At 52.7% G+C, this 24,927-nt stretch carries 20 protein-coding genes; 8 read left to right on the top strand and 12 right to left on the bottom strand.

The window, feature by feature from the left end:
• The 5 genes from mhpD to mmuM all read left to right on the top strand — a co-directional run bounded on the left by mhpD (window position 1) and on the right by mmuM (window position 5,276).
• On the top strand, window positions 1-810 hold the full coding sequence (mhpD, locus tag E4Z61_RS11835; protein ID WP_135322934.1) for a 2-keto-4-pentenoate hydratase: 810 nt from the start codon (window positions 1-3) through the stop codon (window positions 808-810).
• Window positions 807-1,757 (top strand): acetaldehyde dehydrogenase, encoded by a 951-nt coding sequence (mhpF, locus tag E4Z61_RS11830; protein ID WP_135322933.1) that lies wholly within the window; start codon window positions 807-809, stop codon window positions 1,755-1,757. Before mhpD ends, mhpF begins: the two co-directional genes overlap by 4 nt.
• Entirely contained in the window at window positions 1,754-2,767 is a 1,014-nt protein-coding gene (gene mhpE, locus E4Z61_RS11825) for a 4-hydroxy-2-oxovalerate aldolase (protein WP_135322932.1), read from the top strand. The genes mhpF and mhpE overlap by 4 nt, the downstream gene beginning before the upstream one ends.
• Window positions 2,768-2,835: 68 nt before the next feature.
• Window positions 2,836-4,050 carry a 3-(3-hydroxy-phenyl)propionate transporter MhpT gene (gene mhpT / locus E4Z61_RS11820; RefSeq protein ID WP_135322931.1) on the top strand — a complete coding sequence of 405 codons (1,215 nt, stop codon included), beginning with the start codon at window positions 2,836-2,838 and terminating at the stop codon, window positions 4,048-4,050.
• A gap of 293 nt (window positions 4,051-4,343) precedes the next feature.
• The gene (mmuM, locus tag E4Z61_RS11815) at window positions 4,344-5,276 is read left to right on the top strand and encodes a homocysteine S-methyltransferase (protein ID WP_135322930.1); all 933 of its coding nucleotides are present in this window, start codon (window positions 4,344-4,346) and stop codon (window positions 5,274-5,276) included.
• A gap of 33 nt (window positions 5,277-5,309) precedes the next feature.
• Here mmuM and fbpC read toward each other — a convergent pair whose 3' ends face one another.
• From fbpC to hemB, 11 genes are all read right to left on the bottom strand, one after another.
• Entirely contained in the window at window positions 5,310-6,356 is a 1,047-nt protein-coding gene (gene fbpC, locus E4Z61_RS11810; RefSeq protein ID WP_135322929.1) for a ferric ABC transporter ATP-binding protein, read from the bottom strand.
• A gap of 11 nt (window positions 6,357-6,367) precedes the next feature.
• Window positions 6,368-8,446, bottom strand: coding sequence for an ABC transporter permease (locus E4Z61_RS11805; protein WP_135322928.1), 2,079 nt, complete (start codon window positions 8,444-8,446; stop codon window positions 6,368-6,370).
• 70 nt (window positions 8,447-8,516) lie between these two features.
• Window positions 8,517-9,548, bottom strand: a complete 1,032-nt coding sequence (locus E4Z61_RS11800; protein WP_135322927.1) for an ABC transporter substrate-binding protein — start codon at window positions 9,546-9,548, stop codon at window positions 8,517-8,519.
• Window positions 9,545-10,849 carry an MFS transporter family glucose-6-phosphate receptor UhpC gene (gene uhpC / locus E4Z61_RS11795; protein ID WP_135322926.1) on the bottom strand — a complete coding sequence of 435 codons (1,305 nt, stop codon included), beginning with the start codon at window positions 10,847-10,849 and terminating at the stop codon, window positions 9,545-9,547. Before uhpC ends, E4Z61_RS11800 begins: the two co-directional genes overlap by 4 nt.
• 85 nt (window positions 10,850-10,934) lie before the next feature.
• Window positions 10,935-12,476, bottom strand: coding sequence for an MASE1 domain-containing sensor histidine kinase (locus E4Z61_RS11790; RefSeq protein WP_135322925.1), 1,542 nt, complete (start codon window positions 12,474-12,476; stop codon window positions 10,935-10,937).
• Window positions 12,476-13,105: a response regulator transcription factor gene (locus E4Z61_RS11785; RefSeq protein ID WP_135324929.1), complete on the bottom strand. Its 630-nt coding sequence runs from the start codon at window positions 13,103-13,105 to the stop codon at window positions 12,476-12,478. The genes E4Z61_RS11790 and E4Z61_RS11785 overlap by 1 nt, the downstream gene beginning before the upstream one ends.
• A gap of 229 nt (window positions 13,106-13,334) precedes the next feature.
• Window positions 13,335-14,117, bottom strand: a complete 783-nt coding sequence (locus E4Z61_RS11780) for a YaiO family outer membrane beta-barrel protein (RefSeq protein WP_240703881.1) — start codon at window positions 14,115-14,117, stop codon at window positions 13,335-13,337.
• A complete protein-coding gene (locus E4Z61_RS11775) occupies window positions 14,114-14,743 on the bottom strand; it encodes an LbetaH domain-containing protein (RefSeq protein WP_135322923.1) in 630 nt (209 codons plus the stop codon). Before E4Z61_RS11775 ends, E4Z61_RS11780 begins: the two co-directional genes overlap by 4 nt.
• On the bottom strand, window positions 14,682-15,878 hold the full coding sequence (locus E4Z61_RS11770; protein ID WP_135322922.1) for a glycosyltransferase family 2 protein: 1,197 nt from the start codon (window positions 15,876-15,878) through the stop codon (window positions 14,682-14,684). The genes E4Z61_RS11775 and E4Z61_RS11770 overlap by 62 nt, the downstream gene beginning before the upstream one ends.
• 4 nt (window positions 15,879-15,882) lie before the next feature.
• A complete protein-coding gene (locus tag E4Z61_RS11765; protein WP_135322921.1) occupies window positions 15,883-16,524 on the bottom strand; it encodes a PIG-L deacetylase family protein in 642 nt (213 codons plus the stop codon).
• Between the two features lie 516 nt (window positions 16,525-17,040).
• Window positions 17,041-18,015, bottom strand: coding sequence for a porphobilinogen synthase (gene hemB, locus E4Z61_RS11760; RefSeq protein WP_135322920.1), 975 nt, complete (start codon window positions 18,013-18,015; stop codon window positions 17,041-17,043).
• A 505-nt stretch (window positions 18,016-18,520) separates the two neighbouring features.
• On the opposite strand from hemB, the gene ehaB reads away from it, so the two are divergent.
• Together ehaB and iprA are read left to right on the top strand one after the other, a co-directional pair.
• On the top strand, window positions 18,521-21,451 hold the full coding sequence (ehaB, locus tag E4Z61_RS11755; RefSeq protein WP_135322919.1) for an autotransporter adhesin EhaB: 2,931 nt from the start codon (window positions 18,521-18,523) through the stop codon (window positions 21,449-21,451).
• An 89-nt stretch (window positions 21,452-21,540) separates the two neighbouring features.
• Complete coding sequence (gene iprA / locus E4Z61_RS11750) at window positions 21,541-22,164, top strand: hydrogen peroxide resistance inhibitor IprA (RefSeq protein ID WP_135322918.1); 624 nt, start codon at window positions 21,541-21,543, stop codon at window positions 22,162-22,164.
• A 1-nt stretch (window position 22,165) separates the two neighbouring features.
• Here iprA and ampH read toward each other — a convergent pair whose 3' ends face one another.
• Window positions 22,166-23,323 (bottom strand): D-alanyl-D-alanine-carboxypeptidase/endopeptidase AmpH, encoded by a 1,158-nt coding sequence (gene ampH, locus E4Z61_RS11745; protein ID WP_135322917.1) that lies wholly within the window; start codon window positions 23,321-23,323, stop codon window positions 22,166-22,168.
• A 383-nt stretch (window positions 23,324-23,706) separates the two neighbouring features.
• Between ampH and sbmA the strand changes: the two genes are divergently transcribed.
• Window positions 23,707-24,927, top strand: coding sequence for a peptide antibiotic transporter SbmA (sbmA, locus tag E4Z61_RS11740; protein WP_135322916.1), 1,221 nt, complete (start codon window positions 23,707-23,709; stop codon window positions 24,925-24,927).

Genomic DNA, 24,927 nt, shown 5'->3' with positions numbered 1-24,927 from the left:
ATGATGAATCTTAATCTTGAGCAGTTAGCTGCCGATTTACGCCTGGCAGAGGAAAAGGGAGAAGCAATCGCCCCGCTGCGTGAATTGATCGGCGTGGACAACGCCGAAGCGGCCTACGCCATTCAGCACATCAACGTGCAGTATGACGTGGCGCGTGGGCGTCGCGTGGTCGGTCGCAAAGTGGGGCTGACGCATCCGAAAGTGCAGCAACAGTTGGGTGTTGATCAGCCGGACTTCGGTACGCTGTTTGCCGACATGTGCTACGGCGATAACGACACCATTGTGTTTGAGCGCGTGCTGCAACCACGTATTGAAGCGGAGATTGCGCTGGTGCTGAACCGCGATCTGCCCAATGCCGACACCACTTTTGACGAGTTAGTCAACGCCATCGAATGGGTACTGCCCGCGCTGGAAGTGGTCGGCAGCCGTATCCGCGACTGGTCAATCAAGTTTGTTGATACCGTGGCGGATAACGCTTCCTGCGGCGTGTATGTGGTCGGCGGCCCGGCACAGCGTCTGGCAGGGTTAGATCTAAAAAACTGCGCGATGAAAATGACGCGCAATAACGAAGAGGTGTCCAGCGGGCGCGGCAGCGAATGCCTGGGACATCCAATCAACGCCGCCGTCTGGCTGGCGCGCAAAATGGCCAGTCTCGACGAACCGTTGCGCGCCGGAGACATCATTCTTACCGGCGCGTTAGGTCCGATGGTGGCGGTGAATGCGGGCGATCGTTTTGAGGCCCATATCGAGGGTATTGGTTCAGTTGCCGCCACGTTTTCTGCGGCGGTTACAAAAGGAAGTCAGTCATGAGTAAGCGTAAAGTCGCCATTATCGGCTCCGGCAACATCGGCACTGATTTGATGATTAAAATTCTGCGTCACGGCAAGCAACTGGAAATGGCGGTAATGGTCGGTATTGACCCGCAATCCGATGGACTGGCGCGCGCCAATCGTATGGGCGTCGCCACTACCCATGAAGGGGTGACGGGGTTAATAGCCATGCCGGAATTTGCTGACATCGACATCGTGTTTGATGCCACCAGCGCGGGCGCGCATGTGAAAAACGACGCGGCGCTGCGTGCCGTTAAACCGGGGATCCGCCTGATCGACCTGACGCCAGCGGCAATTGGCCCGTACTGCGTGCCGGTGGTGAACCTGGACGCGAACGTTGATCAGCAGAACGTCAATATGGTGACCTGCGGCGGGCAGGCGACTATCCCGATGGTGGCGGCAGTTTCCCGTGTGGCAAAAGTCCATTACGCGGAGATTATCGCCTCGATCGCCAGTAAATCTGCGGGGCCCGGCACGCGCGCCAATATTGATGAGTTTACTGAAACCACCTCGAAGGCCATTGAAGTGGTCGGCGGCGCGGTAAAAGGCAAGGCCATTATCGTACTTAATCCAGCTGAGCCGCCGCTGATGATGCGCGACACGGTGTATGTGCTGAGCGAAGCGGCTTCCCAGGTGGAAATCGAGGCGTCGATCAAGGAGATGGCGGCGGCGGTGCAGGCGTACGTGCCGGGCTATCGCCTGAAACAGCGCGTGCAGTTTGAAGTCATCCCGCAGGATAAACCGGTCAATCTGCCGGGCATCGGTCAGTTTTCCGGGCTGAAAACCGCAGTCTATCTGGAAGTGGAAGGCGCAGCGCACTATCTGCCAGCCTACGCGGGCAACCTCGACATTATGACCTCCAGCGCGCTGGCGACCGCCGAGAAGATGGCGCAGTCGCTGGCACGCAAGGCAGGAGAAGCAGCATGAACGGTAAAAAACTCTATATCTCTGACGTGACCCTGCGTGACGGCATGCACGCCATTCGTCATCAATATTCGCTGGAAAACGTGCGCCAGATTGCCAAAGCGCTGGACGACGCGCAGGTTGATTCCATTGAAGTGGCGCACGGCGACGGTCTACAGGGTTCCAGTTTTAACTACGGCTTTGGTGCACACAGCGACCTGGAGTGGATTGAAGCAGCAGCGGACGTGGTGAAGCACGCTAAGATCGCCACGCTGTTGCTGCCCGGTATCGGCACTATTCATGACCTGAAAAATGCCTATCAGGCCGGAGCGCGGGTGGTGCGCGTGGCGACCCACTGCACCGAAGCGGATGTGTCAGCCCAGCATATTCAGTATGCGCGCGAGTTAGGTATGGACACCGTCGGCTTTCTGATGATGAGTCATATGACCACGCCGGAAAACCTTGCTCAGCAGGCGAAACTGATGGAAAACTACGGTGCGACCTGTATCTACGTGGTTGATTCCGGCGGGGCGATGAACATGACTGATATCCGCGACCGCTTCCGCGCCCTGAAAGCGGTGCTGAAGCCGGAAACAGAAACCGGGATGCATGCGCACCACAACCTGAGCCTCGGCGTGGCGAACTCCCTTGCTGCGGTAGAAGAGGGCTGTGACCGCATCGACGCCAGCCTGGCGGGTATGGGGGCAGGCGCGGGCAACGCACCGCTGGAAGTGTTTATCGCCGCTGCGGATAAGCTTGGCTGGCAACACGGCACCGATCTCTATGCGCTGATGGATGCCGCCGATGATTTAGTCCGTCCGTTACAGGACCGTCCAGTGCGGGTAGATCGCGAAACGCTGGCGCTGGGCTATGCCGGTGTGTATTCCAGCTTCCTGCGTCATTGTGAAGTGGCGGCGGCGCGTTATGGCCTGAGCGCGGTGGATATTCTGGTTGAACTGGGCAAACGCCGGATGGTGGGTGGCCAGGAAGATATGATCGTCGACGTGGCGCTGGATCTGCGCAACAGCAAATAAAAATGATTACGCGGCTGGCAACGTATCAGCCGCGATTCACCTGCATCGTGACCTCAGAGGTACATTTTATGACTACCCGTACCCCCGCATCCTCATCCCGCCTGACGCTGACCGTCGGGCTGTGTTTTTTAGTCGCCCTTATGGAAGGGTTGGATTTACAGGCCGCGGGTATTGCTGCCGTCGGTATCGCCCACGCGTTTACACTGGATAAAATGCAGATGGGCTGGATCTTCAGTGCGGGCATTCTCGGGCTGCTGCCCGGCGCGCTGGTGGGCGGCATGCTGGCTGATCGCTATGGGCGTAAACGCATTCTCATTGGTTCCGTGGCGCTGTTCGGCCTGTTTTCGCTGGCGACGGCAATTTCCTGGGACTTCTCGTCGCTGGTATTTGCCCGCCTGATGACCGGCATCGGGTTGGGCGCGGCGTTGCCAAATCTGATTGCGCTGACCTCCGAAGCGGCTGGCCCACGTTTTCGCGGTACGGCGGTGAGTCTGATGTACTGCGGAGTACCGATTGGCGCAGCGCTGGCGGCGGCGCTCGGGTTTAGCGGTCTGGCCTCTGCCTGGCAAACGGTATTTTGGGTGGGTGGGGTGATCCCACTGCTGCTGGTGCCACTATTGATGCGCTGGCTGCCGGAATCGCAGGTTTATGCCCAGCAAACGCAGGTGGCTGCCGCGCCGCTGCGCGCCCTGTTTGCGCCAACCACCGCGACAGCCACGTTGCTGCTGTGGCTGTGCTATTTCTTCACCCTGCTGGTGGTGTATATGCTGATCAACTGGCTGCCGATGCTGCTGGTGGAGCAGGGCTTTCAGCCCTCGCAGGCGGCGGGCGTGATGTTTGCTCTGCAAATCGGCGCGGCCAGCGGCACCTTAATCCTCGGGGCGTTGATGGACAAACTGCGTCCGGTGGTGATGTCGCTTCTGATCTACACCGGGATGCTGGCTTCGCTGTTGGCACTGGGTACGGTGTCATCATTGAGTGGCATGCTGATGGCGGGATTTGTGGCGGGGATGTTTGCCACCGGCGGGCAAAGCGTGCTGTATGCGTTGGCGCCGCTGTTTTACAGCACGCAGATCCGCGCGACAGGTGTGGGTACAGCCGTCGCAGTTGGGCGCTTAGGCGCGATGAGCGGCCCGCTGCTGGCGGGGAAGATGTTAGCCCTCGGCACCGGAACGGTAGGCGTAATGGCGGCTTCTGCGCCGGGCATTCTGCTGGCCGGTCTGGCGGTGTTTTTTCTGATGAGTCGAAAATCACAGATGCGGGCTCAAGCCAGCGGCTCCTGACTCTGTGATCATCCAGACGCATGAGGGGCGACACGCGGTTCCCACTTCCGGGTGAACGCCATTGGCTGACTTCGTTGCCAGAGTTGACATAAACCCTGGCAATGGAGGCGTTATGAGCTGGCGGCCCTTTTTGTATCTGATTATTAACCCTCACCCGGTGTTAAGCACCCGACGCGCACATCTGCGTTTGGTGCAGGGTTGAGGCGTATCCATAATTGCGGGTGGGCGCGGATCCCCGTCTGTACGGCTGTGTTATGGTGGTGGTTTACGTCCGTGAAAACAGGAGCCAGAACATGTCGCAACATAATCCGTTACGTGCCCTCCTCGATAAACAGGATGTTCTGTTGCTGGATGGCGCACTGGCGACGGAACTGGAAGCGCGGGGGTGTAACTTAGCCGATAACCTGTGGTCAGCCAAAGTGTTGGTCGAAAACCCGGAGCTTATCCGCGAAGTCCATCTTGATTATTACCGGGCGGGGGCGCAGTGCGCGATCACCGCTAGCTATCAGGCGACACCGGCAGGTTTTGCCGCGCGTGGTCTGAATGAAGCGCAGTCGAAAGCGCTGATTGGTAAAAGCGTGGAGCTGGCGCGTAAAGCACGTGAAGCGTATCTGGCAGAGAACCCGCAGGCGGGCACGTTGCTGGTGGCGGGATCCGTCGGGCCTTACGGCGCGTATCTGGCGGATGGCTCTGAATATCGTGGCGATTATCAGTGCAGCGTCGAGGCCTTCCAGGCGTTTCATCGCCCGCGCGTAGAAGCGTTACTGGATGCCGGGGCCGATTTGCTGGCCTGCGAAACACTGCCGAATTTTGCCGAGATTGGCGCGCTGGCTGCGCTGTTGACCGCGTATCCGCGCGCCCGTGCGTGGTTCTCATTTACCCTGCGCGACAGCGAGCACCTGAGCGACGGTACACCGCTGCGTGACGTGGTCGCGTTGCTGGCGGGTTATCCGCAGGTGGTGGCGCTGGGTATAAATTGCATTGCGCTGGAAAACACCACCGCCGCGTTACAGCATTTGCACGGCTTAACGGCGCTGCCGCTGGTGGTGTATCCCAACTCGGGTGAACATTACGATGCTGAGAGCAAAACCTGGCATCATCACGGTGAGCATTGTGCGCAGCTGGCGGATTATCTGCCGCAGTGGCAGGCCGCTGGTGCCCGGTTGATTGGCGGGTGCTGTCGCACCACGCCGGAGGATATTGCCGCATTGAAGGTGCAATGTTGATTCTTTCGCCGGGTTGTAAAGCCCGGCATAACGTTATGCCGCATCCGCCAGGACAAACATGCCGTACGGGTGGATTTCGAGATAATACTGCTCGCCGACGTCCGGCTGCAGGCGTGTGGCGTTGACCTGCAATAAAATCTCCTGTCCGTGCCACTCCACCGTGACCTCATATTGCGGGCCCATATACGCAACGTGGCGAATCACACAGCGCTGGCTCTCTTCACCGCGATCGCTGAGCGTGATCGCTTCCGGGCGCACACCGACCATGCCTTCGCCTTGTGTACCAAAGTGCAGCGGGCATGGCAGGTGATAGCCGTATATATCGACGTATTTGTCGCTGAAGGTGGCCGGAAACAGGTTCGCATCGCCCATAAAGCTCGCCATAAAGCGCGAGGCGGGCTGGCGATAGAGATCCTGCGGTGAGCCGATCTGCATGATGTGTCCCTTGTTCATCACCAGCACGGTATCGGAAACTGCAAAGGCTTCACTCTGATCGTGGGTCACGTACAGCGAGGTAATATCAAACTGCTTTTGCAGCTCGCGGATCTTGTCGCGCATGCTACGACGCAGGTTGGCATCGAGGTTACTCAGCGGCTCATCGAACAGCAGTACTTTCGGCTTGAGGATCAGCGCACGGGCCAGCGCCACGCGCTGCTGCTGCCCACCGGAGATCTGATCGACATAGCGCTCTTCGAAGCCTTCCAGATCTACCATTGCCAGCGCCTCTTTCACGCGGGCTTTCACCTCTGCGCGCGACACGCCGAGCATTTTCAGGCCGTAGCCGACGTTTTCGCCCAGCGACATATGCGGGAACAGGGCGTAAGACTGAAACACCATACAGATATCGCGCTGCTGAATTGAGCGGTGGGTGACATCTTCGCCATCAATATAAATCTGCCCTTCGCTCGGTTTTTCCAGTCCGGCGACCAGACGCAAAATGGTGGTCTTGCCGCAACCGGAAGGACCGAGCAGCGTGACCATTTGCCCCTGCGGGATGGTGAGGTTGATATTGTCGATAACCGTGTTGCTGCCAAAACGTTTGGTGACGTTGCGCAGTTCAACGAAATTTTTCTGGGTCATAGTGCGCTCCATTACGCCTGGTTTTTGGCTTTTGAACGGGAGGTACGTGATTCACCGATCAGCCAGTCAAAGATGAAAATAATCGCCAGCATCACCACGATCAGAATTGAACCGTAGGCAATCGCCACGCCGTATTCGCCGTCTTCCACGCGGTTCAGAATGTAGGCTGTTGCTACGCGGGTGTCTGGCGTGACGAGGAACACAATGGCGCTGACAGTTGTAATGGCGCGCACAAAGCTGTAGATCAGCGCCGAGAGAATGGCCGGGCGCAGCAGCGGCAACAGGATGTGCGTGATGGTTCGCAGCGAACCGGCACGTAGGCTGAGCGAGGCTTCATCGAGTGATTTGTCGATCTGTCCGAGTCCTGCGATACCCGCGCGGATGCCGACCGGTACGTTACGCATCACCATCGAGATAATCACGATGGCCGCAGTCCCGGTGAGGTACACCGGGGCGCTGTTAAAGGCGAGAATATAGGAGACACCTGCCACGGTGCCGGGGACGGCAAAGCACAGCATGGTGGTGAACTCGATAGTCTTTTTGCCTTTGAACTGCTGACGGACCACGACCCAGGCGATCAGCAGGCCGAAGATGGCGGTAATCGGTGCAGCAATACCTGCGTAAAGCAGGGTGTCGAGCAGAGAAGGCCACGCGCCGTCGCTCATCCCCTGGCCGAACAGTTTGGTAAAGTTTGCCAACGTCAGGGTGTAGTCCACGCCCCAGTTAACGGTGAAACTGCCATAGAAAATGCTGCCGTAGAGCAGAGCATTAAAGGTAATCCACACTGACAGCAGTGCAACCACGCTCCACACCAGCGTCACCGGCAGTGGCTGTACGTCGCCGCGATACGATTTACCGGAAACGGTGACGTAAGAACGTTTACCGATCCACATATACTGCACGCAGAACACCAGCAGTGAGAACAACAGCAGGAATGCGCCCAGCGTACTGGCGGCCTGGTAATCGAGCTGTGAACCGGTGATGTAGAAGTAGATTTGCGTCGCCAGCACGTCGAAGTTACCGCCGAGGACCAGTGGGTTACTGAAGTCGGCCAGCGATTGCACCACGACAATCAAAAAGGCGTTGGCCAGCGCCGGTTTCAGCAGCGGGACAAATACGCCGTTAAAGGTCTGCCAGCGACTGGCGCGCAGGGTGTACGACGCCTCTTCCAGCGACGGATGAATCGTTTTGATCGCACCGTCGAGGATCATAAACGCCATCGGAGTGAAGGCCAGCACCTGCGCCAGCCAGATGCCGGTAAAGCCGTACAACCAGTTGGTGTTGGTTAAACCAAACCAGTCCACCATCAATTCGGTGATGTAGCCGGAGCGTCCCATCATTAAGGTTACGCCCAAACCCACGACAAACGGCGGGGTAACGATCGGCAGTATTGAGAAAATACGGCCAATGATGGCGCTGCGTTGAGCGATACGGGTGGTGTAAATCGCCAGTACCAGGCCGAAAAAGGTACAGCCGACGCCGACGGCAATCGACAGCATAATCGAGTTGAGGATCACCTGAATGATATGCGCCTGCGACAGCACATTCATAAACGCCAGCGGGGCAAACTCCCCGGCGTCGTTGGTGAACATCGGAATGAAAATAGCGATGCTTGGCCAGACGATAAAAATACCGATCAGCGCGACAATGGCGGTGAGCGAGCCGATAACGAAACGGTCGCCGCCCAGCCATTCGAGGCGGGTAAGTGCCAGCGTCATGATCGCGCCCAGGGCCACAAACAGTACGATGGTGGCATAGCCTAAGCCGCGACCTTCAAGGGTGGCGCTGGCGACGATAAACGCCATACAGAAAAACGCCCAGCCTGCGTCGAGATAATGGCGGCTACGCTGTTCGCGTTTAGCTTCATGGAACGGGCGAACCAGCAGCAGGCTCGGCAGCAGATACCACAGCCAGCTAACGTTGAAATGTGACCAGCTGTAGGCGGCGAGTATTTCGTCGCGCGTGGACTCCAGCAGACCATAGTCCAGGCTCCAGCTCGGCAGCAGAGCAAACGCCAGCCAGCCGAGCACAACCCAAAGAAAAATCGCATCCCGTTTTTTCACGGGATGGAGTGCTAGTGTGTGTGACATAAGCGTTCCGGTGTTGTATGTAGGCCCGGTAAGCGTGAGCGCCACCGGGCATTAACCGCAAAATGTAGGCTTATTTACCCATCTTCACTTCGCTGACCCACTTATTGATCAGAGCCTTACGTACGTCGGTAGAGCCGTACTTATCCATGTCGTAATTGATAAGCTTCAGGTCATCGAGCTTCAGCGAGTTAGGGGAGGTCTCGGCGGTGGTGTTGGTCAGGATCTGGTAGGACTTGCCTTTCTTCCACGCCAGTTCCTGGGCGTCTTTCGACAACACCCAGTCAACGAACAGTTTGGCGTTGTCGAGGTTGCGCGCGCCTTTCAGGATGCTGACGCCGCCAATTTCATAGCCGGTGCCTTCGCAAGGGGAGATAAGCTCCAGCGGCGCGCCCTGTTCTTTTTCCAGCGAGTAGTCGTGCAGGAAGCCAATACCGATCGCCGTTTCGCCACGGGCGGCGTTACGCGCTGGGGCAATGCCGGATTTGGTGTACTGAGAGACGTTAGCGTTGAGCTGTTTCAGGTAATCAAAGGCCTGATCTTCCCCCCAAAGCTGGGCGAAGGTCGCCAGCGCGGTGTAGGCGGTGCCTGAACTCTGCGGGTCAGCAATCTGGATTTCACCTTTGTATTCCGGTTTGGTCAGATCTTTCCAGCATTTTGGTACTGGCAGGTTTTTCTCTTTCAGGCGCTGGGTATTGACGCCAAAGCCCAGAATACCAACGTAAACCGCCGAGGATAGGTTACCTTTCACTTTGGCCGGATCGCGGAAGTTCTCCATAATTTGCGTGAGGTTCGGTGATTTATACGGCTGCAGCAGACCCATTTCACCGGCCTGAGACTGCGGGTCCAGCGTACCGCCGTACCAGACATCCGCCTGCGGGTTTTTCTTCTCGGCATCCACTTTCGCCAGCGTACTGCCCGAGCCGTTGCGAATAAATGAGGTCTTCACATCATATTTTTCGCCGAAGGCTTTGGTTTCGGTTTCGCACATCTCGTTGGTGGCGCTGCAATAAACCACCAGACGACCTTCTGCCTGTGCCACGCTGCTTAACGCCGCCAGCGCAATGCCGGAGGCAATCAGGGTAGAGGTAAGCGTCAGTTTCATTGTTTTATCCTTTGACTGAGAGAAGGGGTAATGCCTGCAATAAGCAGCGGCATCAGCAATAAACCCATAAAAACAGCGGCAACCGAGAGCAAACTGAACATTCCCGACCAGCCGTAACGTTCAATGACCAGCGACAGCGGCCAACCCGCCAGCGCGGCCCCGAGATAGGCAAACAGCCCGAGAAAACCGGTGATTGAGCCTGCCGCCGCTTTGTGTCCGCATTCGACGGCTGCCAGGCCAATCAACATTTGTGGGCCAAAAACAAAGAAGCCCACGGTAAAGAAACAGGCCGCCAGCAGTGCGTAGTGGTGAACCGGTGCCAGCCACAGGGCGGCGACAGAAACCATCAGCCCGAGCGTGAACAGCAAAATCATCGGTGCGCGCTGGCCGCTGAACAGCAAATCTGACCCCCATCCGGCAAACAGCGCGCCGAGCAAACCACCGACTTCAAACAGCATTACCGTGGCATTGGCGCTGAGCAGGTTGACGCCGTGGCTTTCGGTCAGCCAGATGTTGCCCCAGTCATTGAGCGCAATGCGGATCAAATAGACCAGTACATATGAGACACCCAACAGCCAGATCATCGGGTTCTTCAGCATCGTCGTGCGTAACATTTGCCACAGTCCCATCGGCGGGCTTTGCTGCTCCTGACGCAGCTCCAGCGGATCGTGCCGCCATTCCCCAACCGTGGGCAATCCCTCTTCCTGGGGCGTGCCTTTCAGTTGCAGAGTGAGCCAGATGCCTAATGCCATGCTGATAATCCCCGGTGCCAGCATCGCCGCCTGCCAACCCCACCAGTGGGCGGCAAAGGCGCTAATCAGCGGGATAATTGCTCCACCGATGTTGATCGACATATTCCAGCAGCCCCACCAGAATCCGCGTTCGTTGCGCGAGTACCAGTGGGTCAGCAGTCGGGCGCAGGGCGGCCAGCCCCAGCCCTGAAAAAATCCGTTTAACGACCAGACCACCAGTAGCAACGTCAGGGATTCACCAAAGGCGAACACCACGTTTAAGACGCCGGTGGCAAACAGGCCAATCCCCATAAATGCACGTTGCCCGTGGCTGTCATGCCACAGCCCGGCGGTAAACTTGGACAAGCCGTAGGTCAGATAAAACAGTGACCCCAGCAGGCCGATATCGCCTTTATCCAGCCCCAGATCCGTTTGCAATGCCGGAAGTACGTAGTTAACGCTTTTGCGCGTCAGGTAGAACGCGGCGTAGCCAATCACCATGCACATCAGCAGCCGGGGACGTAGCGCCCGGTAGTGTTGGTCTGTTTCGCTGGCTGGGCGTGCGTGCATGGCAGTCTCCGTTTGTGCTGACTATAGGAAAGTGAAATCGAAAGGGGATGAGAGAAAGTCCGCAGTGACTAAGACTTTTTCCTGGTTACCGGCTGGTTTGTTGCAAATTTGTGGGCAAGTTAACAATTACCCGCGTGCCGTTGTTCGATTCGAGCGTTAGCTCACCGCCGAGGGCGCTCACCCGCTCACGCATCCCCTGGATACCGAAGCCGGGAATTTTTTCAGGAAGAATACCTACACCGTTGTCTTCAACGTGCAGATACAAGCGCTGTTCCCGCTGGCGTAGGGTAATCGTCACCTCGCTGGCATTGGCATGTTTACAGACGTTGTTGAGCAACTCCTGCAGCAGGCGGTACAGCGTAAAGCGGACGGTTTCATTGTCTGGCGTATTTTCAAGCTGGTAGTCAAACCGGCAGCGAATGCCCCGTTCGGCAAAGGCAAATTCATTCACCAGATGATGGAGTGCCTCTTTAAAGGAGAGTTCATCAAGCGCGGGAGGACGTAGCTGGCGCAGCAACTGGCGGGTGGAGTGATGAATGCGTCGTGCAAGGTCGTTGATCTGATTCGCCGCATCCAGCGTTTGCTGTGGATCCTGCGCCCGCTTGACCAACTGCGAGTGGATCTGAATGGCGGTAATGTTCTGACCAATTTCGTCATGAAGCTCCCGCGCCAGGCTCTTACGCGTATTTTCTTCAGTGCGGATCAACTGTTCGGTCAGCGCACGTCGCGCCGTTAGCTCGGCTTCCAGACGCTGGCGATAATGATGCAGGTTCTGCGCTAAATGCTGCTGACGGCTGATTGCGATCCCAAGACCAATGCCCAGTAGTGCCTGGGTCGCGAGGAAAATCTCCAGCTCTAGCAAATTGCTGAACCCCACACCTACCTGACGGGCGATGGTGATCATCATACTGCCAAGCAGTCCGGACAACACGCCGCCCTGCCAGCCAAATTTCCACGCCATCACCACGTTCGGCAAGAATACTACGATCAGCAGCAGGCGCTCGATGTCCGGTGACAGTACCATCTGTGTGCCGATACCGATGATAAAAAACAGGCTACACCAGATGATAAGCGAGGTGCGCAGCGGCGGATTGCTGGTGTCCAGTCCAAGCAAATGATAGCGGTGCTGCTGGCGCAGAAATTCGTAGATCAGATAAACAAATGGCGTCAACAGCACGCCACCGGTAAACGACGCCAGGCCAATCAACGTTGCCGGACTTTGAATAAAGGGTGATAGCAGGGCGGTATTGAGCAGCGAGGTGATGGTCACAGCGGCCAGCAATAGCGTTAATCGCTGCCAGTAGAGCGGGAAGCGGTGCCAGTATGACTGGCCGATACTTGCGGGTACCAGACTTATCAGCGGTGCTGCCAGCAGAATGTAGCTGTTTAATAATTGTTCGCTGTGTAGCCAGAACAGCATCAGCACCGGTGGCAGAATCAGTGCGGGCCAGTAGCGGCGTGAAAGCAGGATCAGCAACGCGAGATAGACGCCGTGTGGCAGAAATAACGCCGCCTGTTGACCGTTGTGGGTCAGGTAAAATCCCAGCGTCCATAACATCAACCAGCCCGAACCCCAGGCCAGCAGGATAAACAGGGAGATCACCCAATGGCGAGTCGAGCGCGACATCAATGCCCCGTCAGCAATTGGTGGTCGAGCGCAAAATGCACCAGATCGATGGTGCTGTGGCATTGCAGTTTGCCCAGCACGTTCGCGCGGTGGACGTGGACCGTTTTGTGGCTGAGATCGAGCTTGAAGGCTACCTCTTTCACGCTGTCGCCTTTAACCAGTAGATCAAACACTTCGCGCTCACGAGGGGTCAGTACTTCCAGTACCTGCGCGGGTTGTTCGCCACCGCGTAACGCCCGCAGCGCGTCGGAGCACAGGTAATGCCCGCCCAATCCTACCGAACGCACTGCCTGCACCAGTTCCTCCGGTCCGCAGCGTTTAGTCAGATAGCCGCTGGCGCCGGCATCCAGCGCGCTTTGCACGAACGTGGGGGAGTCATAAATACTGAGAATAATGGCGCGAAAGTTGGGCTTCTGTGCCCGCAGGCGTTTTAACAGGCTCAGACCGTTTTCATCCGGCATGGCGATGTCCATCACCGCCACGCTGACGTTGTCGCGCAGTAATGCGGGCCAGGCCTCTGCTGCACTGCTGTACTGACCGATAACGTCGAGATCTTCTTCGAGACTGAGTAATTGCGCAAAGCCGGAACGCACCACCACATGGTCATCCACCAGCACAACATGAATCATGATATTACTCTCTTGCCTGACAATGGCGTCTATGATGCCTGCCAGCGCCGCGCTGGCAATCACCGTGGCGCGGATATGTAACGAATGTAACAAAATCGCAATAATTTGCCGGGTGTTGTAGAGCGGATAAGCGTAGCGCATCAGGCATTGATTACCGGATGGCGGCGTGAGGGCTGAGAGAATGGCTATTTCATTGGGGGTTGATTCTCCCCCATCGTGGGGGAGAGATTTAAAACAGCCAGGTGAGATCGGCGAGAATTTGCTGGCTGTGATAGCTATCAACCGGCGTGTCATACCATTGTTTGCCGAGTGTAAGACCGAGAGTTAATTGCTCGGTCAGCGGCTGATTGCGACGCAGGCTGATGCTTTTTAACGTGCCTTTTTTGGTGTCAGGTGACCAGTCATAGGTATATGCTCCCGTTCCGCGGCTTAGCCAGAGCTGCGTATTTCCTTTACCGTTCAGGTCGTTCAGACGCAGTGAAACGATGTGGCTATAGCTTCCCCCTGCATCTTCGGTATCGTAATGCGTATAACGCCATGAGGTGATAAACGGTCCGGTATACAGCGATATTCCGCCTGAAAAAGCATTGACGTCCGTATCATCAAAGTAGTTGGCATAGCGATAACCAAAGGTAAACACGGTTTTAGGCAGAACTTTTACGCTGATATCCTGCTGAGCATCGCGTCTGGCAAAAACGGGGGTGTTTTCGGCAATTGCCAGACCCGTTTTTGTTGATAACCACTGATTCCAGTTATACCAAACGGTCGCGCGGCCACGTAACGCGTTCCATGATTCACCGTTGTCGTAATCGCGTCTGCCTTCGGAAATATTGAAAATCGCGGCACCATTGTCAATCTGCGTCTTTAATTCGCTGAACATGACGTTACGGGTGCCATGCCCTGCCGAATAATCAGTAAAATCGTATCCGGCTGTCAGCTTCAGGTCGGTTGCTTTTGCCGGGAGAGAAGCCGTGCCGAGTATCAACGATACAAATAAAGTCCTTTTCATTATTCTTCACCTACGAGACAGGAGATCTCTTGTTTGAGGATGTATTTACCTTTTGGCAGGTTTTGCTCGATGGTTATCCGTGGGCCAATCGTGCTTTCAGCTGCGATATATCGGCCTGGTAAAATAATGACCTGAACACCAAGCCGCGCGCCGGGACCGATATAACACCCTAATTTTTCGCAGCCGGTATCAATGTCTTCATCGTCCAGCCTGACATGCACGGTTTTACCATCGAGGCGATGATTGCTGGTTCTTACCTGCGCGCCCAGGTAAGCGCCTTTGCCAATAACCGAATCAGAAATAAAGCATTGGGGACCGATGGTGGCCGTCGATTCCAATACTGCGTTTTTGATTTCGGTGCCATAGCCAATACGTACTTGATTGCCAATTAAGCAACCAGGTCGAATAAAGGCGTAATTGCCAATAATGCAATCTGCTCCAATTACGACTGGCCCCTGAATAACTGCACCATGACAAATTTTACTGCCAGCACCGATCGTCACGGCTCCCGCGCTTTCATCAATAACAACGCCAGGTGCAATGGATACTGACTTATTATGCTGTTCGCTAAGCTTTAGATAGTTCTTCACCACCGTGGGTAGCTGGGTGGGCGTAATTGTTTGGCGCATCCACCACCGCGGTATAGCGTGTGGGTTTGTCACGTAGGGGTTCACGTCCAGTAAAAAAGGCAATAAATCCATATACAATCCAAATTAAATAAGCCAGAAGTACATAAAAAACAGAAAAAGGCGCAAGGAAAATAAGTTTCCAGCATCGGTGATACCAGGCACTAAATGCTCCAATTGAGCAAACCACTCCAACCCAAATAATGGGAAACAAGGAAAGCACAATCGCATGCGGGCCAATAGTGAGCGTGATGTCCTGCCATGTAATGAAGTAGGTTGCTACGCCAAACAACACGACCAGCACCATTGGGAGTATGCTGAAGATGCCGAATCTGCTGAGGATGAGTGACTTATGCAGACGCATGCAAACGGCATAGCCCACGATCCAGCGCCGCCATCGTTTCCATTCATCGCCCAGGGTATTGCACTCCTGAGGATAAACAATGCAACGGTTTACCTGACGGATACAATAACCATTTGCGACCAGGGTCCAGGTTAAATCCAGATCCTCCACTTTGGTTCGATCGGAAAAGCCAAATTTGCGCAGCACGTCAGTACGAAACATGCCGCAGGCTCCGCTGATAATAAAAGGCGCGCCGCCGAGCAACTGCTGTAATGTCCGCTTCATGATGATCATTGGAAGTTTTACCGTTGCACGGATATGTGGCAGCAACCCAGCACCAGACAGATGTGTTGAGGGGATTCCGCCAACGGCATCGGCGCCATTTTCTATTTCCGCTAACATGAATCCCATACCGTCACCATCAGGAGGGACATAGGTGTCAGCATCGCTTAAAAAAACCTGCTCACAGGTGGCATAATTTAATCCATTCATTAAGGCGCCACCTTTTCCGGTATTCTTTTGCGTCACGGTAATCAGGCGATCGCCCCATTTTTCTTTCACCTTATGCATAATGGCTTCGGTATCATCCGTGGAGCCATCGTTTACACATATGACGCGATGAAAATAGGGATTTAATAACAAATTTTCCAGCGATTGTGCCAGACAAGGGCCTTCGTTATAGGCCGGAATAATGGCGTCAATACTGTCTTTACGTAAACTAGGTTTTCGTTTTAAGGTTGTGAGGAGCCAGAGTAATATACACAGGCTCATCATAATAAAAATTAGTGTTTTCATATAATTAGAGAATCATTTTGTGAACAACAAAACCTTCAGATAATTCACATCCGGCCTGTTGTCCTCTGAATTGGGCTACGGTACGCAGACGTTCTGTACGCATATAATCACGTTGCTGCTGGCTTTGATGAAATGAAAGCGCACGAAGTTTTTGAATAAAACAGTTCTCACTGACGTTTTCAAAGACCTGGGGAACAAACGTCAGCCAGGTACTGGGGGTTTCATAACCAAGAACCTGGGGAATATTTCGGCAGGCAACGATAGAAGCCTTATGTACCGCACGATGATCCTGATGCCGGTCAGAATCATGCATAGTATAAGCTCGCACGATATTGATTCGTGTGGGAATGTGATTTGTGATGACGTCTTCAAGTGATTTGATCATCGTATCAACAAAGTACGGTGTTCGTGTGTCCTCAAAATGAAAATGAAAAACCTGGTGGCAGCCTAATGATGTTAATGCCGATTGAGATTCTGCGTGTCGGTCGGCTTTTAAAACGCACCCTTCAGCCCCTGCGGTCATGACGACGGCAGTAACGTGATAGCCTTCTTTTATTAAGCGGGATAACGAGGCACCACATCCGAGTTCAATATCGTCCGGATGCGCACCTATTGCTAATATCCCTTTTTGGTATAATGTAATCATGATCAAATCCTTCACTTTTCTATGAAAGTGTTATCCGGGTATTCAATGAATATAAACACAATATCTGTTTTGCAGATATTAAAAGCTCTTGTTGGAAAGACAGGAGGGGTTAGTGTGTTTGTCGCAATAAAGATATTACAACATGTAACTTGATGAGTCAAAAGAAACAATATTTATTGAAGGTTAGGATATGTTTTATTAATCAATAAATAAAGTGAATGCATTTCTTATTTTTATTGGTTTTATTTTTCTGGGTGATTGATTTTTTAAAATTAGATGATGAGATTATTAAATTGCACTATAACTATACCTTCAAATATAAAAATGGAATACATATGTCAATTTAGTCTTCATTTACAAATAATTTATATTGGTTGTAATGATGAATTCCAGAGGGGGTATTACTTTCAGAATGAATCATAAACAGCAAGACGCTGAGCGCTGGTACTCGTTAGAGTCTTTAGGCTGGCGATAACAGGCCGGATGGTTTACGCCATCCGGCATGGAACAACAACGTTAGCGCAGGATTCTTTTCTCAGCCAGATCCAGTGCGAAGTAGCTGAAGATCAGATCCGCGCCAGCGCGTTTGATTGAACCTAAGCTTTCCAGCACCACTTTCTCTTCATCTATAGCACCCGCCATCGCTGCGAACTTAATCATCGCGTATTCACCGCTGACCTGATAAGCGCCAATCGGCAGTTCGGTGCGTTCGCGAATATCACGCAGAATATCCAGGTACGCGCCAGCCGGTTTCACCATCAGGCAGTCTGCGCCCTGTGCTTCATCCAGCAGCGATTCACGAATAGCTTCGCGACGGTTCATCGGGTTCATCTGATAAGTTTTACGATCGCCTTTTAGCGCAGTACCCGCTGCTTCACGGAACGGGCCGTAGAACGATGAGGCAAACTTGGTGGAGTAGGACATGATGGCGGTATCGGTGAAGCCCGCAGCGTCCAGCGCCTGGCGAATAGCCTGTACCTGGCCGTCCATTGCAGCGGAAGGGGCGATGAAATCTGCGCCCGCAGCGGCAGCTACCACCGCCTGCTTGCCGAGGTTGGTAAGGGTTAAATCGTTATCCACGCCGTGATCGCATAATACCCCACAGTGACCGTGCGAAGTGTATTCACAGAAGCAGGTATCGGACATGACGATCATTTCCGGTACGGTTTGCTTACAGATGCGGGACATACGCGCCACCAGCCCGTCTTCTTTCCAGGCATCGCTGCCGGTGTCATCCGTGTGGTGGGAAATACCAAAGGTCATCACCGAGCGGATGCCGGCATTGGCAATGCGTTCAATCTCGCGTGCCAGGTGTTTTTCCGGAATGCGCATCACGCCGGGCATGGCCTCGATGGCTTTGTAATCGTCGAGTTCTTCTTCAACAAAGATCGGCAACACCAGGTCATTTAAGCTGAGTGTTGTCTCTTCAAACATAGCGCGCAGCGCAGGTGATTTGCGCAGGCGGCGAGGGCGTTGGATTAGGTCTGTCATGGTATGCCTGATGTTTGTGGAATTGAAGGCAGCAGTATACCTCATCCTGTGTGTGGGTGTTTTACGAAAGTTGGCCTTATGTGGGTGATGTTTAGCTCTTATTATGCCATCTTGAATATATGTTATTTATATTTTTGTGATGTTTGTCATTTTAGATATCGATTGGTTTTGATGTGGCTTAAGTTTTATTTAATGTTTGGTTAAGTTTTGAATCTTTTAATGGGATTTATTCCCATGTTTTTTGTTTTCATTTTAAATGATAGATCAACCTTATGGGTTTAATGTTCTGGTTTCTTTTAATGTGATGAAATTGAACGTTATTCTGTATTTTTTATAGTGTGTGTTTGGTTGTTTTATTTATTGTCCGTTTTCGGACTTAAGGTAAAGACTAATTGAACCTTTCGTCTGTGACGTCGCATAATCGTTTCTGCGGAACATAAAAATGTTTTCTATGCATTAATAATTGATGGATCAACTATATTACGTCCCTGAGGAGGGATGACAAATGCACACTTGGAAAAAGAAACTTGTAGTCTCACAATTAGCATTAGCCTGCACATTGGCAATCACTTCTCAGGCGAATGCTTCAACTGATATCTCTGGAACCACCTATACCACGTTCACCCATTATAATGACGCATCTTATGTTGATGGTGTTTACTATGATGGATATGTCGGTTGGAATAATTACGATACTGATAGTATTTATAACGGTGATATTTATCCGGTAATTAATAATGCTACTGTAAACGGCGTTATTTCTACTTATTACCTGGATGATGGACTGTCAACTAACAGCAATAACAACAGCCTGACGATTAAAAACAGTACTATTCACGGTATGGTAACGTCCGAATGTATGACGCCGGATTGTACTAACCGTAGCGGTATCGATTATTACTACGACCGTCTGGCGATGAACGTCATCAACTCAACTATCGATGACAACTACGAACATTATACCTACAACGGTACCTACTATTATAATGACGCTGTTGACTCACATGTTGTAAATGTTTTCAACTTGGGTACGGCTATCACCTTGGATCAAGAAGTTGATCTGTCTATCTCCAACAACTCTCACGTTGCGGGTATTACGCTGACTCAGGGGTATGAGTGGGAAGATATTGACGATAATACCGTCAGCACTGGTGTAAACAGCGGCGAAGTGTTTAACAACACTATCGCTGTTACCGATTCTACCCTGACCTCTGGTTCATGGTCTGATGAAGGTACTGCCGGCTGGTTTGGTAACACCAGCAATGCCAGCGATTACAACGGCAATGACTGGAACGCTGATGATATCGCATTAGCTGTTATTGCAAATCCGAACGCTGACAACGCTATGCAGACCACGGCAACCTTCAACAATTCAACGTTGATGGGCGACGTGTTGTTCTCCAGCAACTTCGATGAGAACTTCTTCCCGAACGGTGCAGACACTTATCGTGATACCGATGCCGACCTGGATACCAACGGCTGGGATGGTACTGACCGTCTGGATCTGACCCTGAACAACGGCAGCAAGTGGGTTGGTGCGGCAATGTCCGTGCAGCAGGTTGATGCGGATGGTGATGGTGTTTACGACAGCTATGCCGCAGGAACTGAAGCTACCGCAACACTGATCGATATCACCGCTAACAGCCTGTGGCCTGATTCGACCTACGGCATCGACAGCGATACGACCTCTTATGACGAAACCGGTCATGTGGTTGGCAATGCTGTCTACCAGAGCGGTCTGTTCAACGTGACGCTGAACGGCGCTTCACAGTGGGATACCACCAAAACCTCTCTGATTGACACCCTGAGCATCAACAGCGGTTCCGTCGTGAATGTGGGTGATTCTACCCTGATTTCTGACTCCATCTCTCTGACCGGTGCTTCAGCATTGAACATCAACGAAGATGGTCATGTTGCGACTGATACGCTGTCTATCGACAACAGTACAGTCACGATTGCTGATGATGTTGCTGCTGGCTGGGGTGTGTATACAGCTGCGCTGTATGCAAACACCATCAACGTTACCAACAACGGTGTTCTGGATGTTGGCAACAGCACGGGCGATGCGCTGCAGGTTGATACGCTGAATCTGACTAGCTATACCGATGCTTACAACCATGTTAATGCGGGTGTTTTCGACATCAACAGCACTAACTATGTACTGAATGCTGACCTGACCAACGATCGTACCAACGATATTACCCAAGCTAACTACGGTTATGGCGTGATCGCGATGAACTCTGATGGTCATCTGACTATCAACGGTAACGGTGATTCTGACACCTCAGGCGATCAGTCTGAAGTTGATAACTACGGTGACCACGTAGCGGCGGCAACCGGTAACTATAAAGTTCGTATCGATAACGCGACAGGTAAGGGTTCTATTACTGATTACAAAGGTAAAGAACTGGTTTACGTTAACGACACGAACAGCACTGCAACCTTCTCTGCAGCTAACAAAGCTGACTTGGGTGCTTACACCTATCAGGCACAGCAGCAGGGTAACACCGTTGTTTTGCAGCAGATGGAGCTGACCGATTACGCGAATATGGCGCTGAGCATCCCGTCTGCTAACACCAATATCTGGAACCTGGAACAAGACACCGTGGGTACTCGTCTGACCAACGCACGTCATGGCCTGGCAGATAACGGTGGCGCTTGGGTTAGCTATTTTGGCGGCAGCTTCGATGCTGACAATGGCAGCATTAACTACGATCAAGATGTCAGTGGTATCATGGTCGGTGTTGATTCCAAAATTGACGGTAATAACGCTAAGTGGATTGTCGGTGCCGCAGCAGGCTTCGCTAAAGGTGATATGAGCGACCGTACTGGTCAGGTGGACCAGGACAGCCAGACTGCCTACATCTACTCTTCTGCTCACTTTGCCAACAACATCTTTGTTGACGGTAACTTAAGCTACTCTCACTTCAATAACGATCTGTCTGCCAACATGAGCAACGGTCAGTATGTTGATGGCAGCACCTCTTCTGATGCCTGGGGCTTTGGCTTGAAATTGGGTTATGACCTGAAACTGGGTGATGCCGGTTACGTAACGCCTTACGGTAGCGTATCTGGTCTGTTCCAGTCTGGTGATGACTATAAGCTGAGCAACGACATGAAAGTTGACGGTCAGTCTTATGACAGCATGCGCTATGAACTCGGTGTAGATGCAGGTTATACCTTCGCCTACAGCGACGACCAGGCGCTGACCCCGTACTTCAAACTGGCCTACGTTTACGACAACTCTAACAACGATTCTGACGTAAACGGTGATTCCATCGACAACGGCGTAGAAGGTTCTGCGGTACGTGTTGGACTGGGTACTCAGTTCAGCTTTACCAAAAACTTCAGCGCATATACCGATGCTAACTACCTCGGCGGCGGTGATGTAGATCAAGACTGGTCTGCGAATGTAGGTGTTAAATATACTTGGTAAGAATTTTCTTACAGAGAAAGTCAAGATAATTTAATCCAGAAAAATGCCCGTCACGGATTTGACGGGCATTTATTGCAAGGAGTGCGAAAATGTTATCTATGAATAAGCCACTTCAGGAATTTGGTAAGTTAGATAAATGTTTGTCTACATATGGAACTTATTTTGACTGTGAAAATGAAAAGCAAATCATATATTCTAGTGATGTAAATCATGATGACACCTTTGTTATTTTAAATGGTGTAATTTCCTTGCGGCGAGATGAGAATATATTAGTGGGTATTGCACAGGCTCCTTTTATCATGGGACTTGCTGACGGTGTAATGAAAAATGATGTGCAATACAAATTAATGACAGAAAGTAACTGTTATGGATATCATCTTCCAGCATCTCAAACGATTAATATAATTGAACAATATCAACTGTGGCGGGAAGCTTTTTGTTGGCTAGCCTGGCAAAATAAAATACTGGAATTACGTGATTTGCAGTTGATTGGACATAATTCATACAAGCAAATCCGTGCTACGCTGATAACCATGATTGAGTGGGACGAAACGCTACGCTTGCGTATCGGCGTTATGAATTATATTCACCAGCGCACACGAATTTCACGCTCTGTTGTCGCTGAAGTCCTCGCGGCACTGCGTAAAGGTGGTTACATTGAAATGAATAAAGGCAAACTGGTAAGCGTTAACCATTTGCCTTCTGAGTACTAAATCAGGATGCGGGAACGACCTGTGGTTTGTTTCCACTTAATTCAGCGACCAGATCGTTGATACCGTCGCTCATATTAGTAAATCGGGTCAGTGGAGAACGGGTTACCACGATAAAGGCCCCAACGTTTTTCTGCGGGATCATCGCCATATAGGTGATGAATCCACCGCCACCGCCGGTTTTTTGAATAATTCCCGGTCGGCCATTCTTCGGTGCCATATAGACCCAGCCCAGGCCAAGCGCATCGGCTTTGCCTGGCACGTCCATGCCAATCACTTTAGTTAACTGCGCGCGCTGATAAATCAGCGTCTGCATCCGGTCTGCCTGCTGACTACGCTGATAAAAGTCAGATGAGAGGTACTGCTGCATCCAGCGCATCATATCGCCAGGCGTTGAATAGACGCCGCCGCTGCCCATTGCAGCCAGCGTATTGTTACACGGGCTGGCCCCTTTTTCGGCGATCATCAGTCGCTTGCACTGATCGGGGGAGGGGGTGAATGTAGTGTCTTTCATCCCGAGCGGTCGGGTGATTTTCTCTTCAAACAGCTGCGGATAAGGCTTACCGGATGCGGAGGCCAGCGCATCAGCCAGCAGGTCAAACGCCAGATTCGAGTAAGATGCCTGCGATCCGGGGGCGGCTTTCAGCGTGGCGGTTGAGAGGTAACTCCAGCGCTGCTCGCGCGTTGGCCAGACGAATACCGGGCGTTTTGCCGCGCCGCCAGGCTGCTCGCGTGGCAGGGCGCTGGTATGAGTCGCCAGATTCACCAGCGTGATTGGCGTGCCCTGATATGTCGGGACCCGTGCACCGGGTGGCGCATATTTACTCAATGGGTCGTTCAGTTTTACCGTGCCCTGATCGAGTAATTTCACCAGCATCTCGCTGGTCATTAATTTGGTAATCGAGGCGATGCGGATCACCGAATCCAGCTGCGGATGAACATTATTGCCGGGACGCGTTTCGCCAAAGCTGCGAAACACACGCTGATTACCATCAATTACCACGAGCGCCATCCCTGTAGCCCCGCTGCCGTAGTAGATATGATCGGCATAACGATCGACGATATCAGAGGCGAAGACTGGAGCGGTTATAGGCTGTGCGGCCTGGACAGATGTCAATGACGCCGCACACAGCGCGGCAGAAAAAAGCAGACTACGTTTCAACGGTGGTGTCCATGAGTTAGAGGAAGTAAAAAAGGATGACGTGCGTATGCGTATTTATACTACTCAACGGCATATTGCAAAGCGCTATTACGCCAATGATAGTGTGAAAAACGTAACGATGAGTAAACGTTACCTTTTCCCCCAGAGTGGATGTTCGCTTTTGTGATCTCGCGCTGCGATAATCTGAATATGCCGGAACGCTGTTTGGCATGAAAACCATAGAAACAATTCTTCAGGGTTGATAGCGAACTAAGCGCGTCGGTTCTGGTCACAATTGTCGGTTTCAGCATGTGTTTATTGGGCGTTAGCCGTCTTGCCATCGTTTGAACGCTGGCAAATGCACAGCAGTCGTCATAACGATAAGAAGTTAGCAGGAGAGCACTATGTTTAAGTCTTTTTTCCCAAAGCCGGGACCGTTCTTTATTTCGGCATTTATTTGGGCACTGGTCGCCGTCGTATTCTGGCAGGCAGGTGGGGGAGCCTGGGTTGCACATATCACCGGCGCATCGGGTGATGTTCCTATCAGCGCCGCCCGATTCTGGTCGCTGGATTACCTGATCTTTTACGCGTATTACACTCTCTGCGTCGGCCTGTTCGCCGTGTTCTGGTTTATCTACTGCCCACACCGCTGGCAGTACTGGTCCATATTGGGCACGTCGCTGATTATCTTCGTAACCTGGTTTCTGGTTGAAGTCGGGGTCGCTGTCAACGCCTGGTATGCGCCGTTCTACGACCTGATTCAAACCGCATTGAGCGCGCCTCATAAGGTGAAGATTGAGCAGTTCTATCATGAAGTGGGCATCTTTCTCGGCATTGCGCTGATTGCCGTAGTGATTGGTGTGATGAATAATTTCTTCGTCAGCCATTATGTGTTCCGCTGGCGCACCGCGATGAACGAACATTATATGGCGCACTGGCAGCATCTGCGTCATATCGAAGGTGCCGCGCAGCGTGTGCAGGAAGACACCATGCGTTTTGCCTCCACGCTGGAAGATATGGGCGTCAGTTTTATCAACGCGATTATGACGCTGATTGCCTTCTTACCGGTGCTGGTCACGCTGTCTGCGCATGTCCCCGACCTGCCGATTGTCGGACATATTCCTTATGGCCTGGTGATTGCTGCCATTGTCTGGTCGTTGATGGGAACCGGGCTGCTGGCGGTCGTCGGGATCAAACTTCCTGGGCTGGAGTTTAAAAACCAGCGAGTGGAAGCCGCCTATCGTAAAGAACTGGTATACGGCGAAGATGATGCGAATCGCGCGACGCCGCCGACGGTGCGTGAACTGTTTCACGCGGTACGCCAGAACTACTTCCGCCTCTATTTTCACTACATGTACTTTAATATTGCCCGTATTCTGTACCTGCAGGTGGATAATGTTTTCGGGTTGTTCCTGCTGTTTCCGTCAATTGTTGCCGGTACGATTACGCTCGGTCTGATGACGCAAATCACCAACGTGTTTGGTCAGGTGCGCGGATCGTTCCAGTATCTGATTAACTCCTGGACGACGTTAGTTGAATTGATGTCTATCTATAAGCGTCTGCGCAGCTTCGAACGTGAGCTGGATGGCCAGGAGATTCAGGCAGTTACCCATACTCTTAGCTAA

The organism is Citrobacter tructae, from assembly GCF_004684345.1.
Lineage (GTDB): Bacteria > Pseudomonadota > Gammaproteobacteria > Enterobacterales > Enterobacteriaceae > Citrobacter > Citrobacter tructae.
Note: the sequence above shows the minus strand (reverse complement) of the source record. Positions and strands in the feature narration are given on the sequence as shown.